Below are 15,312 nucleotides of genomic sequence, written 5' to 3'. Positions count from 1 at the left end.
CTGATTAACTCTTGCCTCGCTAAGCGTTGCTGTCTGCCGTCTCAGTGGGGTCGCATTATAGGGCGCGGCGAATTTTACGCAAGCGTTTTTTAAAGAAAACTTGAAATAAAGTGCTGTTCGTTCAAAATTCAAGCCAAACCCTACAAAAGAGATACTTTTTTAACTTCAAAATAACTTTATACGGTTATAAAACGCAAAAGCCCGATGAAAATCATCGGGCTTTTGTTGAATAGCTTTAAGTATACTTAGATTAAGCTATACCATATTGCTCACGATAAGCTTTTACTGATGCAAGATGCTCGTTCATAGTACCTTTAGTTTCAAGGTAGCTAATTAAATCTGCAAGTTTTACTATTGAAACTACTTTAGTATTAAAGTCACGTTCTACTTCTTGAATTGCAGACAGTTCAGCTTTGCCTTTTTCTTGACGATCAAGAGCTATCAAGACACCACTTAGATCCGCACCATTTTCTGCAATAATTTCCATAGACTCACGAATTGCTGTGCCAGCAGTGATCACGTCATCTACTAACATGATTTTGCCTTTTAGCTCAGAGCCTACTAATGTGCCGCCTTCACCGTGTGCTTTCTTCTCTTTACGGTTAAAGCAATAAGGCACATCTTTATTGTGATGATCTGCAAGTGCTACTGCGGTAGTTGTTGCAATTGGAATACCTTTATAAGCAGGACCGAATAAAACATCATATTCAATGCCTGCATCTTCAAGGGCGGCAGCATAAAAACGACCAAGACGTGCAAGGTCACGACCTGTATTAAACAACCCCGCATTAAAGAAGTAAGGGCTAGTACGGCCAGACTTTAAAGTAAACTCACCAAACTTTAACACCTGTTTTTCTAAGGCGAATTCAATAAACTCTATTTGATAATCTTTCATTACTATAAACCTATTACTTATTAAGCTAATGCTTGCTTCTGAACGTCAATGATTTCGCGGATTGAATGCTTCGCAAGAGTGAGTAATTCATCAAGCTCATCAAACGAGAAAGGTTCGCCCTCGGCTGTACCCTGCACTTCAATAATTTTACCTGTTTCGGTCAGAATTACGTTCATATCTGTTTCAGCGTCAGAATCTTCTAAATATTCTAAATCGCTAATAGCTTGGCCTTTATAAATACCTACCGAAATAGCTGCAATCATAAATTTAAGAGGATTTGAATTGATCATACCCTTGCTACGCATATGTGTTAACGCATCGACTAGAGCAACACAAGCACCACTGATTGATGCAGTACGAGTTCCGCCATCAGCTTGAATAACATCACAATCAATAGTAATGGTATTTTCGCCTAACGCTTTTAAATCAACTGCGGCACGAAGTGCGCGTGCAATTAAACGTTGAATTTCCATAGTACGACCGCTTTGCTTGCCACGCGCCGCTTCACGGCCATTTCGGGTATGGGTAGAGCGCGGTAACATACCGTACTCAGCTGTGATCCAGCCTTTACCTTGGCCTTTCATAAAACGCGGTACACCTGATTCAACAGTGGCTGTACAAAGTACTTTTGTGTTACCAAACTCAACCAACACAGAGCCTTCAGCATGCAAAGTGTAATTACGTGTAAATGTAACCGGTCTAATTTGGTTAGGTGTTCTTTCGCTTGGACGCATTCACGATCCCCTTAATTCAGAATTTCCCACATTATATGTATATATAGCTGTAGATGCCATGCTGATTTAAACAAAAGCAAATTGTAAAATTCGCAGCAACAAAAATTTCCGCTAGAGCTTAACCAGTGTTACGGTATAATCACTTTTAATATTGTTTAATAAAACTAGGAAACCATCCATGATCCACAGTATGACTGCTTACGCGCGTCGCGAAATAAAAGGCGATTGGGGCACTGGCACGTGGGAAGTTCGTTCAGTTAACCAACGCTACCTTGAAACCTTTATTCGCGCACCTGAGCAATTTCGTGGCATGGAGCCGGTGATCCGTGAGCGCCTACGTAAACATTTACAACGCGGCAAGGTTGAAGTGTTCTTAAAGTTTGTGGCAAACCCAGCCCATGTTGGTGAACTTTCAATTAATGAGGCGTTGGCTGCACAACTGATCAATAGCGCCAAATGGGTGCAACAACAAAGTAATGGCGATATTAATCCTGTCGACATCTTACGTTGGCCTGGTGTTATGGAAGCTGAAGAGCTAGATATGGATAGCGTTAACACCGCACTCATTGCTGGTTTTGATCAAGTGATTGAAGATTTTAAATCTGCACGTGGTGATGAAGGCGCTAATCTTGAAGAGATGATAGCCACTCGCCTTGATGCTATTTTAGATCAAGTAGCGATAGTTGAAACTCACATGCCAGAAATTGCCAAATGGCAGCGTGAAAAATTAGCACAAAAATTAGAAGATTTAACTGCAAATATTGACGAAGCTCGCCTTGAGCAAGAGCTCATCTACCTTGCACAAAAACAAGACGTAGCTGAAGAACTAGACCGTTTAAAATCTCATGTCAAAGAAACTAAAAAAATCCTTAAAAAAGGTGGCGCTTGTGGTCGTCGTTTAGATTTCATGATGCAAGAGTTTAACCGCGAAGCAAACACCCTCGCCTCTAAATCAATCAATAGCGACATCACCAATGCGGCGGTTGAGCTTAAAGTATTGATAGAGCAAATGCGTGAGCAGATCCAGAATATTGAGTAAGTGTTTCTTGGCTCAACTTGAGCAGTGTTTGGTTATTAAAGTATAATGGTGTTATCTAAGGCTTGAGTTACTTGTAACTCAAGCCTATTTATTTTTAGTAGAGAGCAAAGTAATGACGCAAACTCGCGGAAACTTATTTATTTTATCGGCACCATCTGGTGCGGGTAAATCCAGCTTAATCAATGCATTGTTAACTAAGTATAATGATATGAAAGTATCTGTATCGCATACTACTCGCTCGCCTCGTCCGGGCGAAGCAAATGGCGTGCATTACCACTTTGTAAATGTTGATGAATTCAAATCATTAATTGAAAAGAATGATTTTTTTGAATGGGCGCAAGTGTTCGATAATTACTACGGTACATCAAAGCAAGCAATTGAAGAGCAGCTTGCAGCAGGTATTGATGTATTTTTAGATATTGATTGGCAAGGTGCACGTCAAGTTCGTGATCTGGTCGCTGATGTTGAAACCATTTTTATCCTACCACCGTCAAAAGTTGAGCTTGAAGCGCGCTTAAATAATCGCGGCCAAGATTCACAAGAAATCATTGCTGGTCGCATGGCAAAAGCACAATCTGAAACGTCTCATTACAATGAATATGACTATGTCGTGGTTAACGATGATTTTGCAACTGCGCTGAAGGAAATTGAGACGATCGTATTGGCAAAACGCTTATCGCTACAAAGCCAAGCTATTCGCCATCAAGATTTACTCGTAGACTTACTGCGTTAAATCCTAATTTGGGTTCAGTAAGTATTTTATTTGTTTAAATTAACCACAAGCTATTGGCGAATCTGACTCGGTGCAGTAAACTACGTCTTTGCTTAAAAATTTATTTGGAGTGCTAAGATGGCTCGCGTAACTGTTGAAGATGCAGTAGATGCAATTGGTAATCGTTTTGATTTAATTTTAGTTGCGGCCCGTCGTGCCCGTCAAATCGCGGTCGGTGGTAAAAAGCCACTGGTTGATCCTGAAAACGATAAACCAACGGTTGTTGCTTTACGTGAAATTGAACTTGGTTTAGTAGATAGCTCATCAATGGATCTTATTGATCGTGAAGAGCAACAACATCAAGAGGCGGCTGAAATGGCTGCAGTTGCAGCTATTGTAGGCGGCAACCAATAATCTGACTTCCTTGTCTGATTTAGCCAACGGTATAGTATTTCTATTCTAGCCGTTGGCAATCCCTTCTTTTCATCGTATATTCTTAACATACCGTTACCTATTTGCTTCACGAGAACATTGGAGTGTGAATGTATCTTTTTGAAGGTCTAAAAAAGAAAATATCAGAATACTTACCTGCTGCTGATGTAGAGCTGGTACAAAAAGCCTATGTGGTAGCCCGAGAGGCCCATGAGGGTCAAACTCGCTCAAGTGGCGAACCTTACATTACTCACCCTGTTGAAGTAAGCCAAATTCTGGCTGGTATGCATTTAGATCACGAAACGTTAATGGCTGCATTAATGCATGATGTGATTGAAGACACCGACTTTAGCCAACAAGATTTAGCCGAAATTTTTGGCGAGACAGTCGCCGAATTAGTTGAGGGCGTAAGCAAGCTTGATAAGCTCAGCTTTAAAGATAAAAAAGAATTCCAAGCTGAAAACTATCGAAAAATGATTATGGCAATGACACAAGATATTCGTGTTATTTTAATCAAACTTGCTGATCGTACTCATAATATGCGCACTCTTGGAGCATTACGTCCTGACAAACGTCGACGTATTGCCCGCGAAACGTTAGAGATTTATGCGCCGATTGCTAATCGTTTAGGTATTCACGATATTAAAAATGAGTTAGAGGATTTAGGTTTTCAAGCCCTCTACCCGATGCGTCATCGCGCTTTAAAGTCAGAAGTTGCCAAAGCGCGCGGCAATCGCAAAGAAGTCATTTCAAATATCCAAACCGAGATAACAGCACGCCTTGAAGAAGCTGGCATTACAGCCACTGTTTCTGGGCGCGAAAAACACTTATATAGTATTTATAAAAAAATGCTTAATAAAGAGTTACTGTTTAATGAAGTCATGGATATCTACGCATTTAGAATTGCAGTTGATTCAATGGATATCTGCTATCGGGTACTTGGTGTTGCCCATAATTTATATAAGCCAATCGAAACTCGCTTTAAAGATTATATAGCAGTACCTAAAACTAATGGTTATCAATCGTTGCATACCTCATTAGTTGGTCCTCATGGGATCCCTGTTGAGATCCAGATCCGTACTCACGATATGGATCACATGGCAGATAAAGGAGTTGCTGCTCATTGGATGTATAAAAAATCCGGTGATAACGCAGGCCACACTGCACAACAACGTGCACGTCAGTGGATGCAAAGTTTGTTGGAATTACAACAAAGCGCAGGCTCATCATTTGAATTTGTTGAAAACGTTAAAACAGAGCTATTCCCAGAAGAAATTTACGTGTTCACTCCTGATGGTCGCATAGTCGAGTTACCTATGGGTGCAACCGCCGTTGATTTTGCATACGCGGTCCATACCGATGTTGGTAATACCTGTGTGGGTGCACGCGTTAACCGCAAACCTCATCCGTTAAGTAAAGCATTAGATACGGGTCAAACAGTTGAAGTGATTACCAGCTCAGGTGCGCACCCTAACGCAACGTGGTTAAACTTTATTGTTACCGGTAAAGCACGTTTAGGAATTCGCAATTACCTGAGGAGCCAACATCATGAAGAAGCTTTATTACTTGGCCGTCGCTTACTCGACTCAGCTTTAGGTGAAACGAAGTTCGATGATCTGCCTGACGAAAATATTAGTCGCGTATTAGCAGAACATGAACTCAATACTGTATTAGAGCTATTAGTTGAAATTGGCTGCGGTAATTTAATGAGCATGCTGATCGCACGCCGCTTACTGCAAAATGACAATGATGATTTAGGCGATATGACTAAAAATGCTAAAGCGACCATTATTGGTACTGAAGGCATGCTAGTTAATTATTCTAAATGTTGTCGACCAGTGCCAGGGGATGCTATCACCGCACATATAAGCCAAGGTAAAGGCATCACGGTTCACCGCCAAGAATGTAAAAATATTCGTGGCTGGGAAACTGAACGCTCCAAGTACTTGGTTGTTAAATGGGATGATAATCCAGAAAAAGAATATATTGCAGCACTGCGTGTAGAAATCATAAACCACCAAGGCGCACTCGCAAAACTAACCAATGTAATTGCTACAACCCAAGCAAACATAGTGGAAATTGCCACAGATGAAAAAGAAAGTAATTTATACGTGATAGATTTAGGGATCACCGTGAAAAACCGTGTCCATGTTGCTAATATCATGCGCCGCATTCGCGTAATGCCTGATGTGCAAAAAGTCTATCGTAAAAAATAATATAGGAAAATCATGAATAAAGCATTTATTTCTACGGATCTAGCACCTGCTGCCATCGGCACTTATAGCCAAGCAGTAAAAGTTGGTACAGCAGTTTACTTATCGGGTCAAATTCCATTAGTTCCCGCAACGATGGAAGTGATCTCTGAAGATTTCGCAGAACAAACACATCAAGTATTTAAAAATATTAGTGCGGTATGTGAAGAAGCCGGTGGCAACATCCAAGACTTGGTAAAAGTTAATATCTATTTAACTGATCTATCTAACTTTGCGACGGTAAATGAAGTAATGAGCCAATACTTCAAAGCACCTTATCCTGCCCGAGCAGCAATTGGCGTGCGCGCATTACCAAAAAACGTGCAAGTTGAAATTGACGGTATTATGGAATTGCCTTCAACAAATTAAGCTTACAGCAATACACCTAAGTATTTATGCTTAGGTGTATTAACTCATCAGTCCCCTTTTCCTCGATTTTCTTGACAGTTATTCAAATCTCTAGCACTCTATCCTTATATAATTATAAAAACCTTTAACTTAAGTGTTGTAAAAGGATGATCCGTGTTTAAGCTTGCTCATAACGGTAATGTACTACTCGATGTTATAGAACATTCGCCGCCTAGTGCCGCTTTTGTTATTGAGGCTCTAGAAAAATCAACATTCTGTGAATGTCGCATAGACTATGATGCTATCAATGCTTTTTTTAAAGAGCCTAGTAGCGAACGTAGTTTAGTGGTTGCCAGTAAGCATGACGCCACACTAACTGTTACACTCAGTGATGATAAAATGTTAGCAACAGGCGAACTCACACTCGCACAAGGTGGCAAAGTTTTAGCCCTTGATCAAGCGAAACAGCAGCTGATCAAAGCTGGGGTTGCTCGGGGCTACAAACAAGCATTTTTAGAGCAGCTGCTACAAAAACAATTTGAATTACCCGCTGGCACTACCGTTAAAGGTATCCTCGCTAAAGGTCGCTTACCAGAAGACGGCAAATCATCAAAATTACTCCCTCAAGTATTAACTTTAAAAGAGCGTTTGCATACCCCGAAACTGCGCGAAGATGGCACTGTCGATATGCGCGACTTTGGCAAGTTAGCAAGTGTTGAACCCGGTACATTGTTAGTTCGACAGCAACCCGCAACCCCTGGTAAAGAAGGTTTTACCGTAAAAGGCGATGTACTTCCGGCAAAAGCAGGAGAAAGTAGCCCGCTAGTTGCTGGTGAGGGCAGTGAAATATCAAAAACTAATCCTCTTGAATTAATCTCAAGTATTGCGGGCGTACCAGTAGAAATACAAAATGGCATGCGCGTTGATGATATTTTTACGATTGGCGATGTCACAGTTAAAAGCGGCCATATAAACTTTGATGGCAGCATTATTGTCACTCATAATATAGAGCCAGGCATGAAAGTAACCGCGAAAGGCGATATAACTGTGATGGGGACGGTTGAATCCGGAGAACTGACAGCGCAAGGTAATATCACCATTAAACAAGGTGTGATTGGCCACCAGCTAGATGATAAAACACTTTCGTGCAAAATTATTTGTAACGGTGATATTCATTTATCTCACGCCCAATATAGCTACCTTGAAGGTAATAATATTTTTATTGAGCGCCAAGCTAGCCACTGCGCAATGAAAGCGACTAAGCTTTTACAGATAGGCCAAGCAGACAATCCACAAGGGAAGTTATTTGGTGGCGAGATTCTGGATGCCGGAATGATTATCGCTGGTGAAATTGGTAATGAATCTGGCGCTAAAATGCTCATAAACATGGTTGCCTCAGGAAAGTCTGTTACTACTGAAACCGATGAATGCCTTAAAGAATTAGCTAAAACCGATGAGCAATTAGACACCCTGCAAGCAACGCTAGAAAAGGCCGATTTAGTAAAAGATTTAGATAAGAAAAAACTATTGCTCGCTAAAATTGGAGCTACTCAGCAACATTATTGCCAACAAGCAGAGCAGCTAGAAAAACGCCTAACAACGCTAGAACAAAGTCTATATGAACTACTTGATAATGCTAATTTAGCGGTCAATAAAAAATTGCATTCTGGGGTAGAAATCCACATTTTCGATAAAGTATTAAGAACAAATCGCAGCTATCCTCCTTGTAACGTAAAACTGCAAGAAGGAAAAATAGAGATTGAATTTAAAACCAGTTGATCGCAAGCAGATAGAGACTAACAGCAGATAGTCTCTATTCTCTCGTCTACGTTATAAAATACCAGCCACTTGTTGTTTTAACTCCTCCGGCCATACACTTACTTGTACTTGACCGATGTGAGGTTTTTGTAATAACAACATCGCCAATCGAGATTGACCAATGCCACCACCTATTGTCTGTGGTAATTGTTTAGCTAGTAGTTGCTTATGCCAATCAAATTCTAAACGAGCTTGGTCACCGGTAATTGCAAGCTGTGCAACTAATGCTTCTGGTGATACGCGAATACCCATTGATGAAATTTCAAAAGCATCTTCAAGCACAGGGTTCCACAGTAAAATATCACCATTTAAGCCACTGTATTGCTCGCAGGTCTGAGTCGACCAATCATCGTAGTCAGGTGCGCGTACATCATGAATCTTACCATCGGCTAATGCCCCACCAATGCCTATCAAAAACACCGCACCATATTCTTGTGTAATCGCTTTTTCGCGCTGCTTGGCGGTAAAATCAGGGTACATTTGACGTAACTGTTCACTGTGTACAAAAGTAATATCAGCGGGTAAAAATGGTGATATACCAAATTCATCAGCAACAAATTGCTCGGTTGCTTTTAAGCCTTTATACAAGGCTTGTACTGTTTCTTTTAACTTATCAAGAGAGCGCTCAGAACTGGCACAAATTACTTTCTCCCAATCCCACTGATCAACATAAACAGAATGGATGGGGCTTAATGACTCTTCATCCGGGCGCAACGCTTTCATATGTGTGTATAAACCTTCACCAATTGCAAAGCCGTGCTCAGCTAGTGTTTTTCGCTTCCATTTTGCCAAAGAGTGAACCACTTCAAATTGACTCGCTGGAATAGTTTTAACTTTTACCGCAACCGCATTTTCAGTGCCACTTAGGTTATCTTGGATACCATCGCCTACTTTAGCCAAAATAGGCGCTTGTACTTCAATTAACCCTAGCTGTTGTTCTAGCTGGTGTGAAAAATACTGTTTAACTTTACTAATTTGCAGCTGTTGCTGGACAAAGTGTGAACTCATAATAATTGGCCTCATTCCCAGTTATTGTTACTTGCATAAATGCATGATTGCACTATGAGCAACCATGTCGTTAAAGCAATCCTCAATCATTTTGCACTTTAATTCAATAACCAACAACAAAAACACCTTTACCATATTAATTTGATTAATTTAGTGGTATAAAAAATGATGATTCAATAATTTAAAGATGATATTTATATGGAAAATTATCAAATCGATAATCTTGATAAACAGATCCTCCACGCATTAATGGATAATGCCCGCACAGCCTATGCAGAATTAGCCAAACGGTTCGCCGTTAGCGCAGGTACAATTCATGTACGGATTGAAAAAATGAAACAAGCCGGGATCATTACAGGCACCCAAGTTAGCGTCAATGCCAAGCAGTTAGGCTACGATGTATGTTGTTTTATTGGCATCAACCTCAATAATGCTCGAGACTACCCACAAACCTTATTGCACCTAAAGGAACTTGAAGAAGTCGTTGAGGCTTATTACACAACCGGTAACTACAGTATTTTTATTAAGGTAATGACCCGTTCAATTGATCATTTACAAGATGTATTGATCAATAAGATTCAAGCTATCGAAGCTATTCAGTCAACCGAAACGCTAATATCACTGCAAAACCCAATTAGCCGCTCAGTAATGCCTTAAGACGGTAATTCCCGTATAATAGCGGCAATTTTATGAGTTCAGACAAGGCTACAAATGGAAAACACCCGCTATCATCGCATTAAACACGTACTAGATCGTCGTCAAACCGATTTAACCGTGTGCTTAGAAGATGTGCACAAACACCATAACTTGTCTGCAATTGTTCGCAGCGCTGATGCTGTGGGTTGCCATAATGTTCATGCAGTATGGCCACAAAACCAAAAATGGCTCACCAATAATACCTCTGGGGGCAGTAAAAATTGGATCGCAACTCACTTACATAAAGATATCGACAGCGCTGTGGCTATGATGCGCCTGCATAATCCGCAAGTACAAATACTCGCTACTAACTTATGCCCTGATGCTGTTGACTACCGTGAGATTGATTATACTCTGCCAACAGCCATTATTGTCGGCCAAGAAAAAACCGGGATCTCTCCACAAGCACTTGCCCACGCAGATAAAAACATTATTATTCCAATGCAAGGTATGGCGCAGTCTCTGAATGTGTCTGTGGCCGCTGCACTGATATTATTTGAGGCACAAAACCAACGCCTGCAAGCCGGCTTATATGAGCGCACTATGCTGGATGAGAGCATAAAACATAAGATGCTATTTGAAGGTTGCCATCCAATCATTGCACAAAAATGCAAAGAAAAATCGCAACCCTATCCAGCCCTCGATGAAAATGGTGAAATCATCGCTGATGATGAGTTTTGGCACAAATTAAAACATGCTTGATGACAGGCCTGTTCGCACGTAAACTAAAAAGTATCTAAAAATGAAAGATTTGAGCGTATTGTGTCAAAGCCAACTTTAAGCCGCTACCCAATCACTGACCTCAAAGGCGTTGGTCCAAAGATGGCCGAGCGGCTAAAAAAACTCGGCATTAGCACAGTGCAAGATATGCTCTTTCATCTACCGCTTCGATATGAAGACCGCACCCGTATTTATGCTATCAGTGATTTAGCTGTGCATAGTCATGTCAGTATTGAAGCCACCATAGAAACCAGCCAAATTACCTTTGGTAAACGTAAAATGCTCGTTTGCCAAGTTAACGATGGTACTGGACGACTCACCCTGCGATTTTTTAATTTTACTGCAGCACAAAAGAATACCTTAAGTAGCGGTAAGGTGATCCGCTGTTTTGGCGAGGTACGACGTGGCAGAGTCGGTTATGAAATGACTCATCCTGAATACAGCCTCAGCGATACACCGAGCGAACAACCAACAGCAACCACACTAACGCCTGTTTACTCGACAACGGAAGGGTTAAAACAACTGTCGATCCGTGCATTAAGTGATCAGGCGATTGCATTACTTGAAAAATATCAGGTAGAAGAGTTATTGCCAGTGCAATTCCAACACGCTGGTATGGATTTAACTCAAGCACTGCTACTTTTACATCGCCCCGCTAATGATGTAGATATCACCGCATTAGAGCAAGGCCTGCACCCGGCTCAACAACGTTTAGTGTTTGAAGAGTTACTGGCGCAAAATTTGAGCTTATTAAAATTACGTCAACAAGGACAGCAAGTAAAAGCAGTTGCTCTGAACCCTATTAATCATCTGGAGCATGACTTTTTAGCGCAGCTCCCCTTTGCTCCAACCAACGCGCAAAACAAAGTCGTCGCTGAAATAAAAAACGATTTGCAGTCTCCTTATCCAATGATGCGCTTAGTACAAGGCGATGTTGGCTCAGGTAAAACCCTGGTTGCGGCACTGAGCGCCTTAACAGCTATCGCACAGGGCTATCAGGTGGCATTAATGGCACCCACCGAAATTCTGTCAGAACAACATGGCATTACTTTCGAAAATTGGTTTACGGCTTTAGGTATAACTACAGCATGGCTCGGTGGTAAAACCAAAGGAAAAGAACGCAGCGCAACGCTTGAAAAAATAGCATCAGGTGAAGCGCAAATGATTGTTGGGACTCATGCGTTATTTCAAGAACAAGTAACATTTAATAACCTAGTGCTTATTATTATTGACGAACAACACCGCTTTGGCGTCCATCAGCGCTTATCGCTACGAGAAAAAGGCCGTTTTGGTGATTGCTATCCCCATCAACTGGTTATGACAGCAACACCGATCCCACGTACACTGGCGATGACAGCTTATGCCGATTTAGAAACGTCCGTGATTGATGAGTTGCCACCAGGACGTACCCCAATTAAAACCATTGCACTACCTGATACGCGTCGTGATGAAATTATTGCTCGTGTAAAAACAGCCTGTACCGAGCAAGGTCGTCAAGTATATTGGGTATGCACCTTAATTGATGAATCGGAAGCATTGCAATGCCAAGCAGCAGAAGATAGCGCACTGCAATTAACTCATGCACTGCCAGAGTTAACTATAGGATTAGTTCATGGCCGTATGAAAGCAGCAGAAAAGCAAGCTATTATGAGCGAGTTCAAAGCTGGAAAGATTCATATATTAGTGGCGACAACGGTCATTGAAGTCGGTGTAGATGTGCCGAATGCCAGTTTGATCATCATTGAAAATCCTGAACGGCTTGGCCTTGCACAATTACATCAGTTACGTGGTCGAGTTGGTCGTGGTGCAATCGCATCCCATTGTGTGCTTTTATACCACGCACCGCTGTCTCATACTGCACAAAAACGTTTGGCTGTTCTAAGAGATAGCAATGATGGTTTTGTAATTGCAGAACGTGATTTGGAAATTCGTGGTCCAGGTGAAGTGCTCGGCACAAAACAAACAGGTTTAGCGGAATTTAAAATTGCTGACTTAACCAGAGATAAGCACACACTCAACTTAGTCAGACCTATCGCACTACAAATGCTCCGCCAGTATCCTGAACAAGTAGAACAACTAATCAATCGCTGGCTTGCGGGTAAATCAGTGTATGCACAAGCTTAATAGTAAAAAGCCTTACTGTAATAAGTAAGGCTTTTTCAACAGTCTAAAGACTAAAACTTGTATTCCATGCCAACACCTAAGTAATCTTGATCAACATTGCTGTCCATATCAAAATTAGTGTAGAAGGCAAATAACTTGGTGTTTTTGCTCAAGGAGTGATCAACACCTGCAGAGATGGCAGACTTTTTATCACCCGCATCAAAATCCATTACTTGGTATTGAACTTTAAATGTATTGCTATCAAGAGTGTAAGCCGCATTAACTAAATAACCATCGGCATCACCGCTACCATCCACTTTTTCTTGGCTTTGGTACATTGCACCTAATTTAAAATCAGCTACCTTCCCTTGCACGGTAGCGCGTACAACATCATAACCATTAACTTCACTGTCGGCAGCAACTGATGCATAAACATTGCTTTTCTTCAGTCCAGCATCGCCATAAGTAAGTGCTAATGAATAACCGCTATCGCCATCACTGTCTTTTTCTGCAACGTAAGTTGCAAGCACTTTAAAGCCACTTAAATCCTTTGATGAATAAGTAACTGTATCACTAAGACGGTTTTCACCTTTAAATAAATTTTTGATATCACCTTCAAGGTTATCAAATAAATCCAACTTTCCTTGTGATTGCTTTAAAGCAGTATCATTACGGCCAATCACTAGTTGACCAAATCCACCTTTTAAACCAACGTATTGATTACGTGATGTAACCGTGTCTTTTGAATCATCAGAAACATTAACTTGAAATTCGAACTTATAAATAGCTTCTAAGCCATCACTGATGTTTTCAGAACCTTTAAAACCGATTCGCGATGCATTGCTTTTAATTTCGCTGAATGACCCTTCACCGTCATCCGAAGATTGCACAGAGACATTTGCTTTACCATACACATCAACATCAGCAAATGCAGAAAAAGATAAACCACTTAACACAGCTAGTAATAGGCTCGACTTTGCAAATTTCATATTATTTCCTCAATAAACGCAACAGACTAATTTTTAATTCGCTGCATTTTGCCTGCGGTAAATGACAGAAATATTACAACAGAAATATTTATGACTCATATTATTCATAAAAAGGAACAACAAAAGACATCAAATCAACACAAAACTGTCATATATAGCTTACTTAGCACTAAATTCACTGCTTATTGTTGGTGTTAATTCCAGTAATAAATTAACCAACGTCTCAAGCAAGGGTTTTTGTTCATTATCTCTGTGATAAGCGACAAAAATATCCCGAGAAGTATGTTCCACATCAGACACTCGATGTAGCTCCCCTTTATCTATATGGCTTTTCGCTAAAACTTCAGGAATAAATGCACTACCTCCACATTGTAGTATCAAATCTAATGCAATGCGTCCTGTGCTGGTACGAAAATATGGTGGAGTGTGGCCAGTAAATTGCCGTGCATGCCAAAGTGAGAAGGTAGTTCCCCAGTCAACATAGACATATTGATTATCAAAAAAGTTATCATTAGCAGCTCCTTCAAATGCACTGATAGGTATAATTGGCAAGGTGCAAATACGCTCAACTACTAATTCATCCACTTTTGGTGGATCAAATAAAATCGCTAGATCTAAGGTGCGCTCTAATAATAACCTTGTACTTTCTTGCTGTGCTTTAACTTCAGCCACCAGCGATACCCCTGGCATTGCAGAAACAATATTAGTGATACCAAACTGTAAAAAAGCATCCCAAATATTGGGCGTCCCTGCTAAACTTACTTGCTTATGCATATTATCAGCAAGAGCAACATCGACTTTAGCTCGTTGCATACCAGTAATAATCATTTGCGCATGGGGTAATAAGCGCTCCCCTGGTGCAGTCAATTGGATGTTATTACGTTGGCGGATAAATAAATTAACCCCTAGTCCTTGTTCTAATTGACGAATTCGAAAACTCACCGCAGACTGCGTAATGTAAAGGTTTTCAGCCGCTTTACCAAAGTGACGAGTACGTACCACTTCGACAAAGGTTTTCAATAAATCTATATCCAATTATTTATCCTCACGATAAAAATTTTTTGTTTAATAAATTGCGCAACTTGATCCATACTCCAGCTTGAAAATAGGGTATGAGGAAACAGCCATGAGCAATGATATTTCACTACTTCGCCAAGCATTTGTAAGCCAACGTCAGTTTTATGATGATCAAAACTTTCCGCGCGGATTCGGCCGCAGCGGTAATTTCACCTTACTAGAAGCCAGTATCCTTGAACAACACGGTGTTGTTCTAAAAGGGTTATATTATAAAACCCTTGAACCACAAAATGAAATCCAAGAACAATTTTTTGCCGTTGTCTCTGGCAATCAAGAACCAACCAACGCAATTGAACGTGCGTGGATTAAATACCTAAAGCTAACGACCTGTAAAGCAAAGTTTCATACTCTGTTTGGGCGTTCTAAAATTTCAAGTCCTGCACCACAAAATCCAGACTACTATTCGGAGTCTGATAGTTTATAAAAGTAATGGTGTTATTTGCTTTTTCGTGTTTTAACAGTTACAACTTGTATAACTGAATAAACTTG

The 15,312-nt window shown here is 40.7% G+C and carries 15 protein-coding genes; 10 read left to right on the top strand and 5 right to left on the bottom strand.

Annotation, left to right across the window (positions count from 1 at the left end; translation table 11 throughout):
• Positions 1–250: 250 nt before the first annotated feature.
• Together pyrE and rph are read right to left on the bottom strand one after the other, a co-directional pair.
• Complete coding sequence (gene pyrE / locus H5182_RS18475) at positions 251–895, bottom strand: orotate phosphoribosyltransferase (RefSeq protein WP_145237117.1); 645 nt, start codon at positions 893–895, stop codon at positions 251–253.
• A 20-nt stretch (positions 896–915) separates the two neighbouring features.
• Entirely contained in the window at positions 916–1,629 is a 714-nt protein-coding gene (rph, locus tag H5182_RS18470; RefSeq protein ID WP_145237114.1) for a ribonuclease PH, read from the bottom strand.
• 178 nt (positions 1,630–1,807) lie between these two features.
• Between rph and H5182_RS18465 the strand changes: the two genes are divergently transcribed.
• The 6 genes from H5182_RS18465 to H5182_RS18440 all read left to right on the top strand — a co-directional run bounded on the left by H5182_RS18465 (position 1,808) and on the right by H5182_RS18440 (position 8,191).
• A complete protein-coding gene (locus H5182_RS18465; protein WP_182760425.1) occupies positions 1,808–2,668 on the top strand; it encodes a YicC/YloC family endoribonuclease in 861 nt (286 codons plus the stop codon).
• Positions 2,669–2,780: 112 nt separating this feature from the next.
• Positions 2,781–3,401 (top strand): guanylate kinase, encoded by a 621-nt coding sequence (gene gmk / locus H5182_RS18460; protein ID WP_145237107.1) that lies wholly within the window; start codon positions 2,781–2,783, stop codon positions 3,399–3,401.
• 117 nt (positions 3,402–3,518) lie between these two features.
• Positions 3,519–3,794 carry a DNA-directed RNA polymerase subunit omega gene (gene rpoZ / locus H5182_RS18455; protein ID WP_064667923.1) on the top strand — a complete coding sequence of 92 codons (276 nt, stop codon included), beginning with the start codon at positions 3,519–3,521 and terminating at the stop codon, positions 3,792–3,794.
• A gap of 128 nt (positions 3,795–3,922) precedes the next feature.
• A complete protein-coding gene (spoT, locus tag H5182_RS18450; protein ID WP_182718083.1) occupies positions 3,923–6,028 on the top strand; it encodes a bifunctional GTP diphosphokinase/guanosine-3',5'-bis pyrophosphate 3'-pyrophosphohydrolase in 2,106 nt (701 codons plus the stop codon).
• 12 nt (positions 6,029–6,040) lie between these two features.
• Positions 6,041–6,433 (top strand): RidA family protein, encoded by a 393-nt coding sequence (locus H5182_RS18445; protein WP_145237101.1) that lies wholly within the window; start codon positions 6,041–6,043, stop codon positions 6,431–6,433.
• A 153-nt stretch (positions 6,434–6,586) separates the two neighbouring features.
• Positions 6,587–8,191, top strand: a complete 1,605-nt coding sequence (locus tag H5182_RS18440) for a DUF342 domain-containing protein (RefSeq protein WP_145237098.1) — start codon at positions 6,587–6,589, stop codon at positions 8,189–8,191.
• A 51-nt stretch (positions 8,192–8,242) separates the two neighbouring features.
• Here H5182_RS18440 and asnA read toward each other — a convergent pair whose 3' ends face one another.
• On the bottom strand, positions 8,243–9,238 hold the full coding sequence (gene asnA, locus H5182_RS18435; RefSeq protein ID WP_145237095.1) for an aspartate--ammonia ligase: 996 nt from the start codon (positions 9,236–9,238) through the stop codon (positions 8,243–8,245).
• A 198-nt stretch (positions 9,239–9,436) separates the two neighbouring features.
• Here asnA and asnC point away from each other — a divergent pair, with 198 nt between their 5' ends.
• The 3 genes from asnC to recG are packed head-to-tail and all read left to right on the top strand — an operon-like array spanning position 9,437 to position 12,778.
• Entirely contained in the window at positions 9,437–9,895 is a 459-nt protein-coding gene (gene asnC / locus H5182_RS18430; RefSeq protein WP_145237092.1) for a transcriptional regulator AsnC, read from the top strand.
• 54 nt (positions 9,896–9,949) lie between these two features.
• Positions 9,950–10,636, top strand: a complete 687-nt coding sequence (gene trmH / locus H5182_RS18425; RefSeq protein WP_182732244.1) for a tRNA (guanosine(18)-2'-O)-methyltransferase TrmH — start codon at positions 9,950–9,952, stop codon at positions 10,634–10,636.
• 60 nt (positions 10,637–10,696) lie between these two features.
• Entirely contained in the window at positions 10,697–12,778 is a 2,082-nt protein-coding gene (gene recG / locus H5182_RS18420; protein WP_182718081.1) for an ATP-dependent DNA helicase RecG, read from the top strand.
• A 50-nt stretch (positions 12,779–12,828) separates the two neighbouring features.
• Here recG and H5182_RS18415 read toward each other — a convergent pair whose 3' ends face one another.
• The gene (locus tag H5182_RS18415; RefSeq protein WP_182735124.1) at positions 12,829–13,746 is read right to left on the bottom strand and encodes a porin; all 918 of its coding nucleotides are present in this window, start codon (positions 13,744–13,746) and stop codon (positions 12,829–12,831) included.
• 159 nt (positions 13,747–13,905) lie between these two features.
• Positions 13,906–14,781: a LysR family transcriptional regulator gene (locus H5182_RS18410; protein WP_145237078.1), complete on the bottom strand. Its 876-nt coding sequence runs from the start codon at positions 14,779–14,781 to the stop codon at positions 13,906–13,908.
• A 91-nt stretch (positions 14,782–14,872) separates the two neighbouring features.
• Between H5182_RS18410 and H5182_RS18405 the strand changes: the two genes are divergently transcribed.
• Positions 14,873–15,247, top strand: a complete 375-nt coding sequence (locus H5182_RS18405) for a DUF413 domain-containing protein (RefSeq protein WP_182760424.1) — start codon at positions 14,873–14,875, stop codon at positions 15,245–15,247.
• Positions 15,248–15,312: the final 65 nt, after the last annotated feature.

It is taken from the genome of Pseudoalteromonas sp. SG44-17, assembly GCF_014164235.1.
GTDB classification, from domain to species: domain Bacteria; phylum Pseudomonadota; class Gammaproteobacteria; order Enterobacterales; family Alteromonadaceae; genus Pseudoalteromonas; species Pseudoalteromonas rhizosphaerae.
The sequence above is the reverse complement of the archived record's forward strand: the minus strand, read 5'-3'. Positions and strand labels throughout refer to the sequence as shown.

Bases quoted from the DNA above. Each gene is read 5' to 3' on its own strand.
- pyrE (WP_145237117.1), bottom strand. From the start codon at position 895: ATGAAAGATTATCAAATAGAGTTTATTGAATTCGCCTTAGAAAAACAG.
- rph (WP_145237114.1), bottom strand. From the start codon at position 1,629: ATGCGTCCAAGCGAAAGAACACCTAACCAAATTAGACCGGTTACATTT.
- H5182_RS18465 (WP_182760425.1), top strand. From the start codon at position 1,808: ATGATCCACAGTATGACTGCTTACGCGCGTCGCGAAATAAAAGGCGAT.
- gmk (WP_145237107.1), top strand. From the start codon at position 2,781: ATGACGCAAACTCGCGGAAACTTATTTATTTTATCGGCACCATCTGGT.
- rpoZ (WP_064667923.1), top strand. From the start codon at position 3,519: ATGGCTCGCGTAACTGTTGAAGATGCAGTAGATGCAATTGGTAATCGT.
- spoT (WP_182718083.1), top strand. From the start codon at position 3,923: ATGTATCTTTTTGAAGGTCTAAAAAAGAAAATATCAGAATACTTACCT.
- H5182_RS18445 (WP_145237101.1), top strand. From the start codon at position 6,041: ATGAATAAAGCATTTATTTCTACGGATCTAGCACCTGCTGCCATCGGC.
- asnA (WP_145237095.1), bottom strand. From the start codon at position 9,238: ATGAGTTCACACTTTGTCCAGCAACAGCTGCAAATTAGTAAAGTTAAA.
- asnC (WP_145237092.1), top strand. From the start codon at position 9,437: ATGGAAAATTATCAAATCGATAATCTTGATAAACAGATCCTCCACGCA.
- trmH (WP_182732244.1), top strand. From the start codon at position 9,950: ATGGAAAACACCCGCTATCATCGCATTAAACACGTACTAGATCGTCGT.
- H5182_RS18415 (WP_182735124.1), bottom strand. From the start codon at position 13,746: ATGAAATTTGCAAAGTCGAGCCTATTACTAGCTGTGTTAAGTGGTTTA.
- H5182_RS18405 (WP_182760424.1), top strand. From the start codon at position 14,873: ATGAGCAATGATATTTCACTACTTCGCCAAGCATTTGTAAGCCAACGT.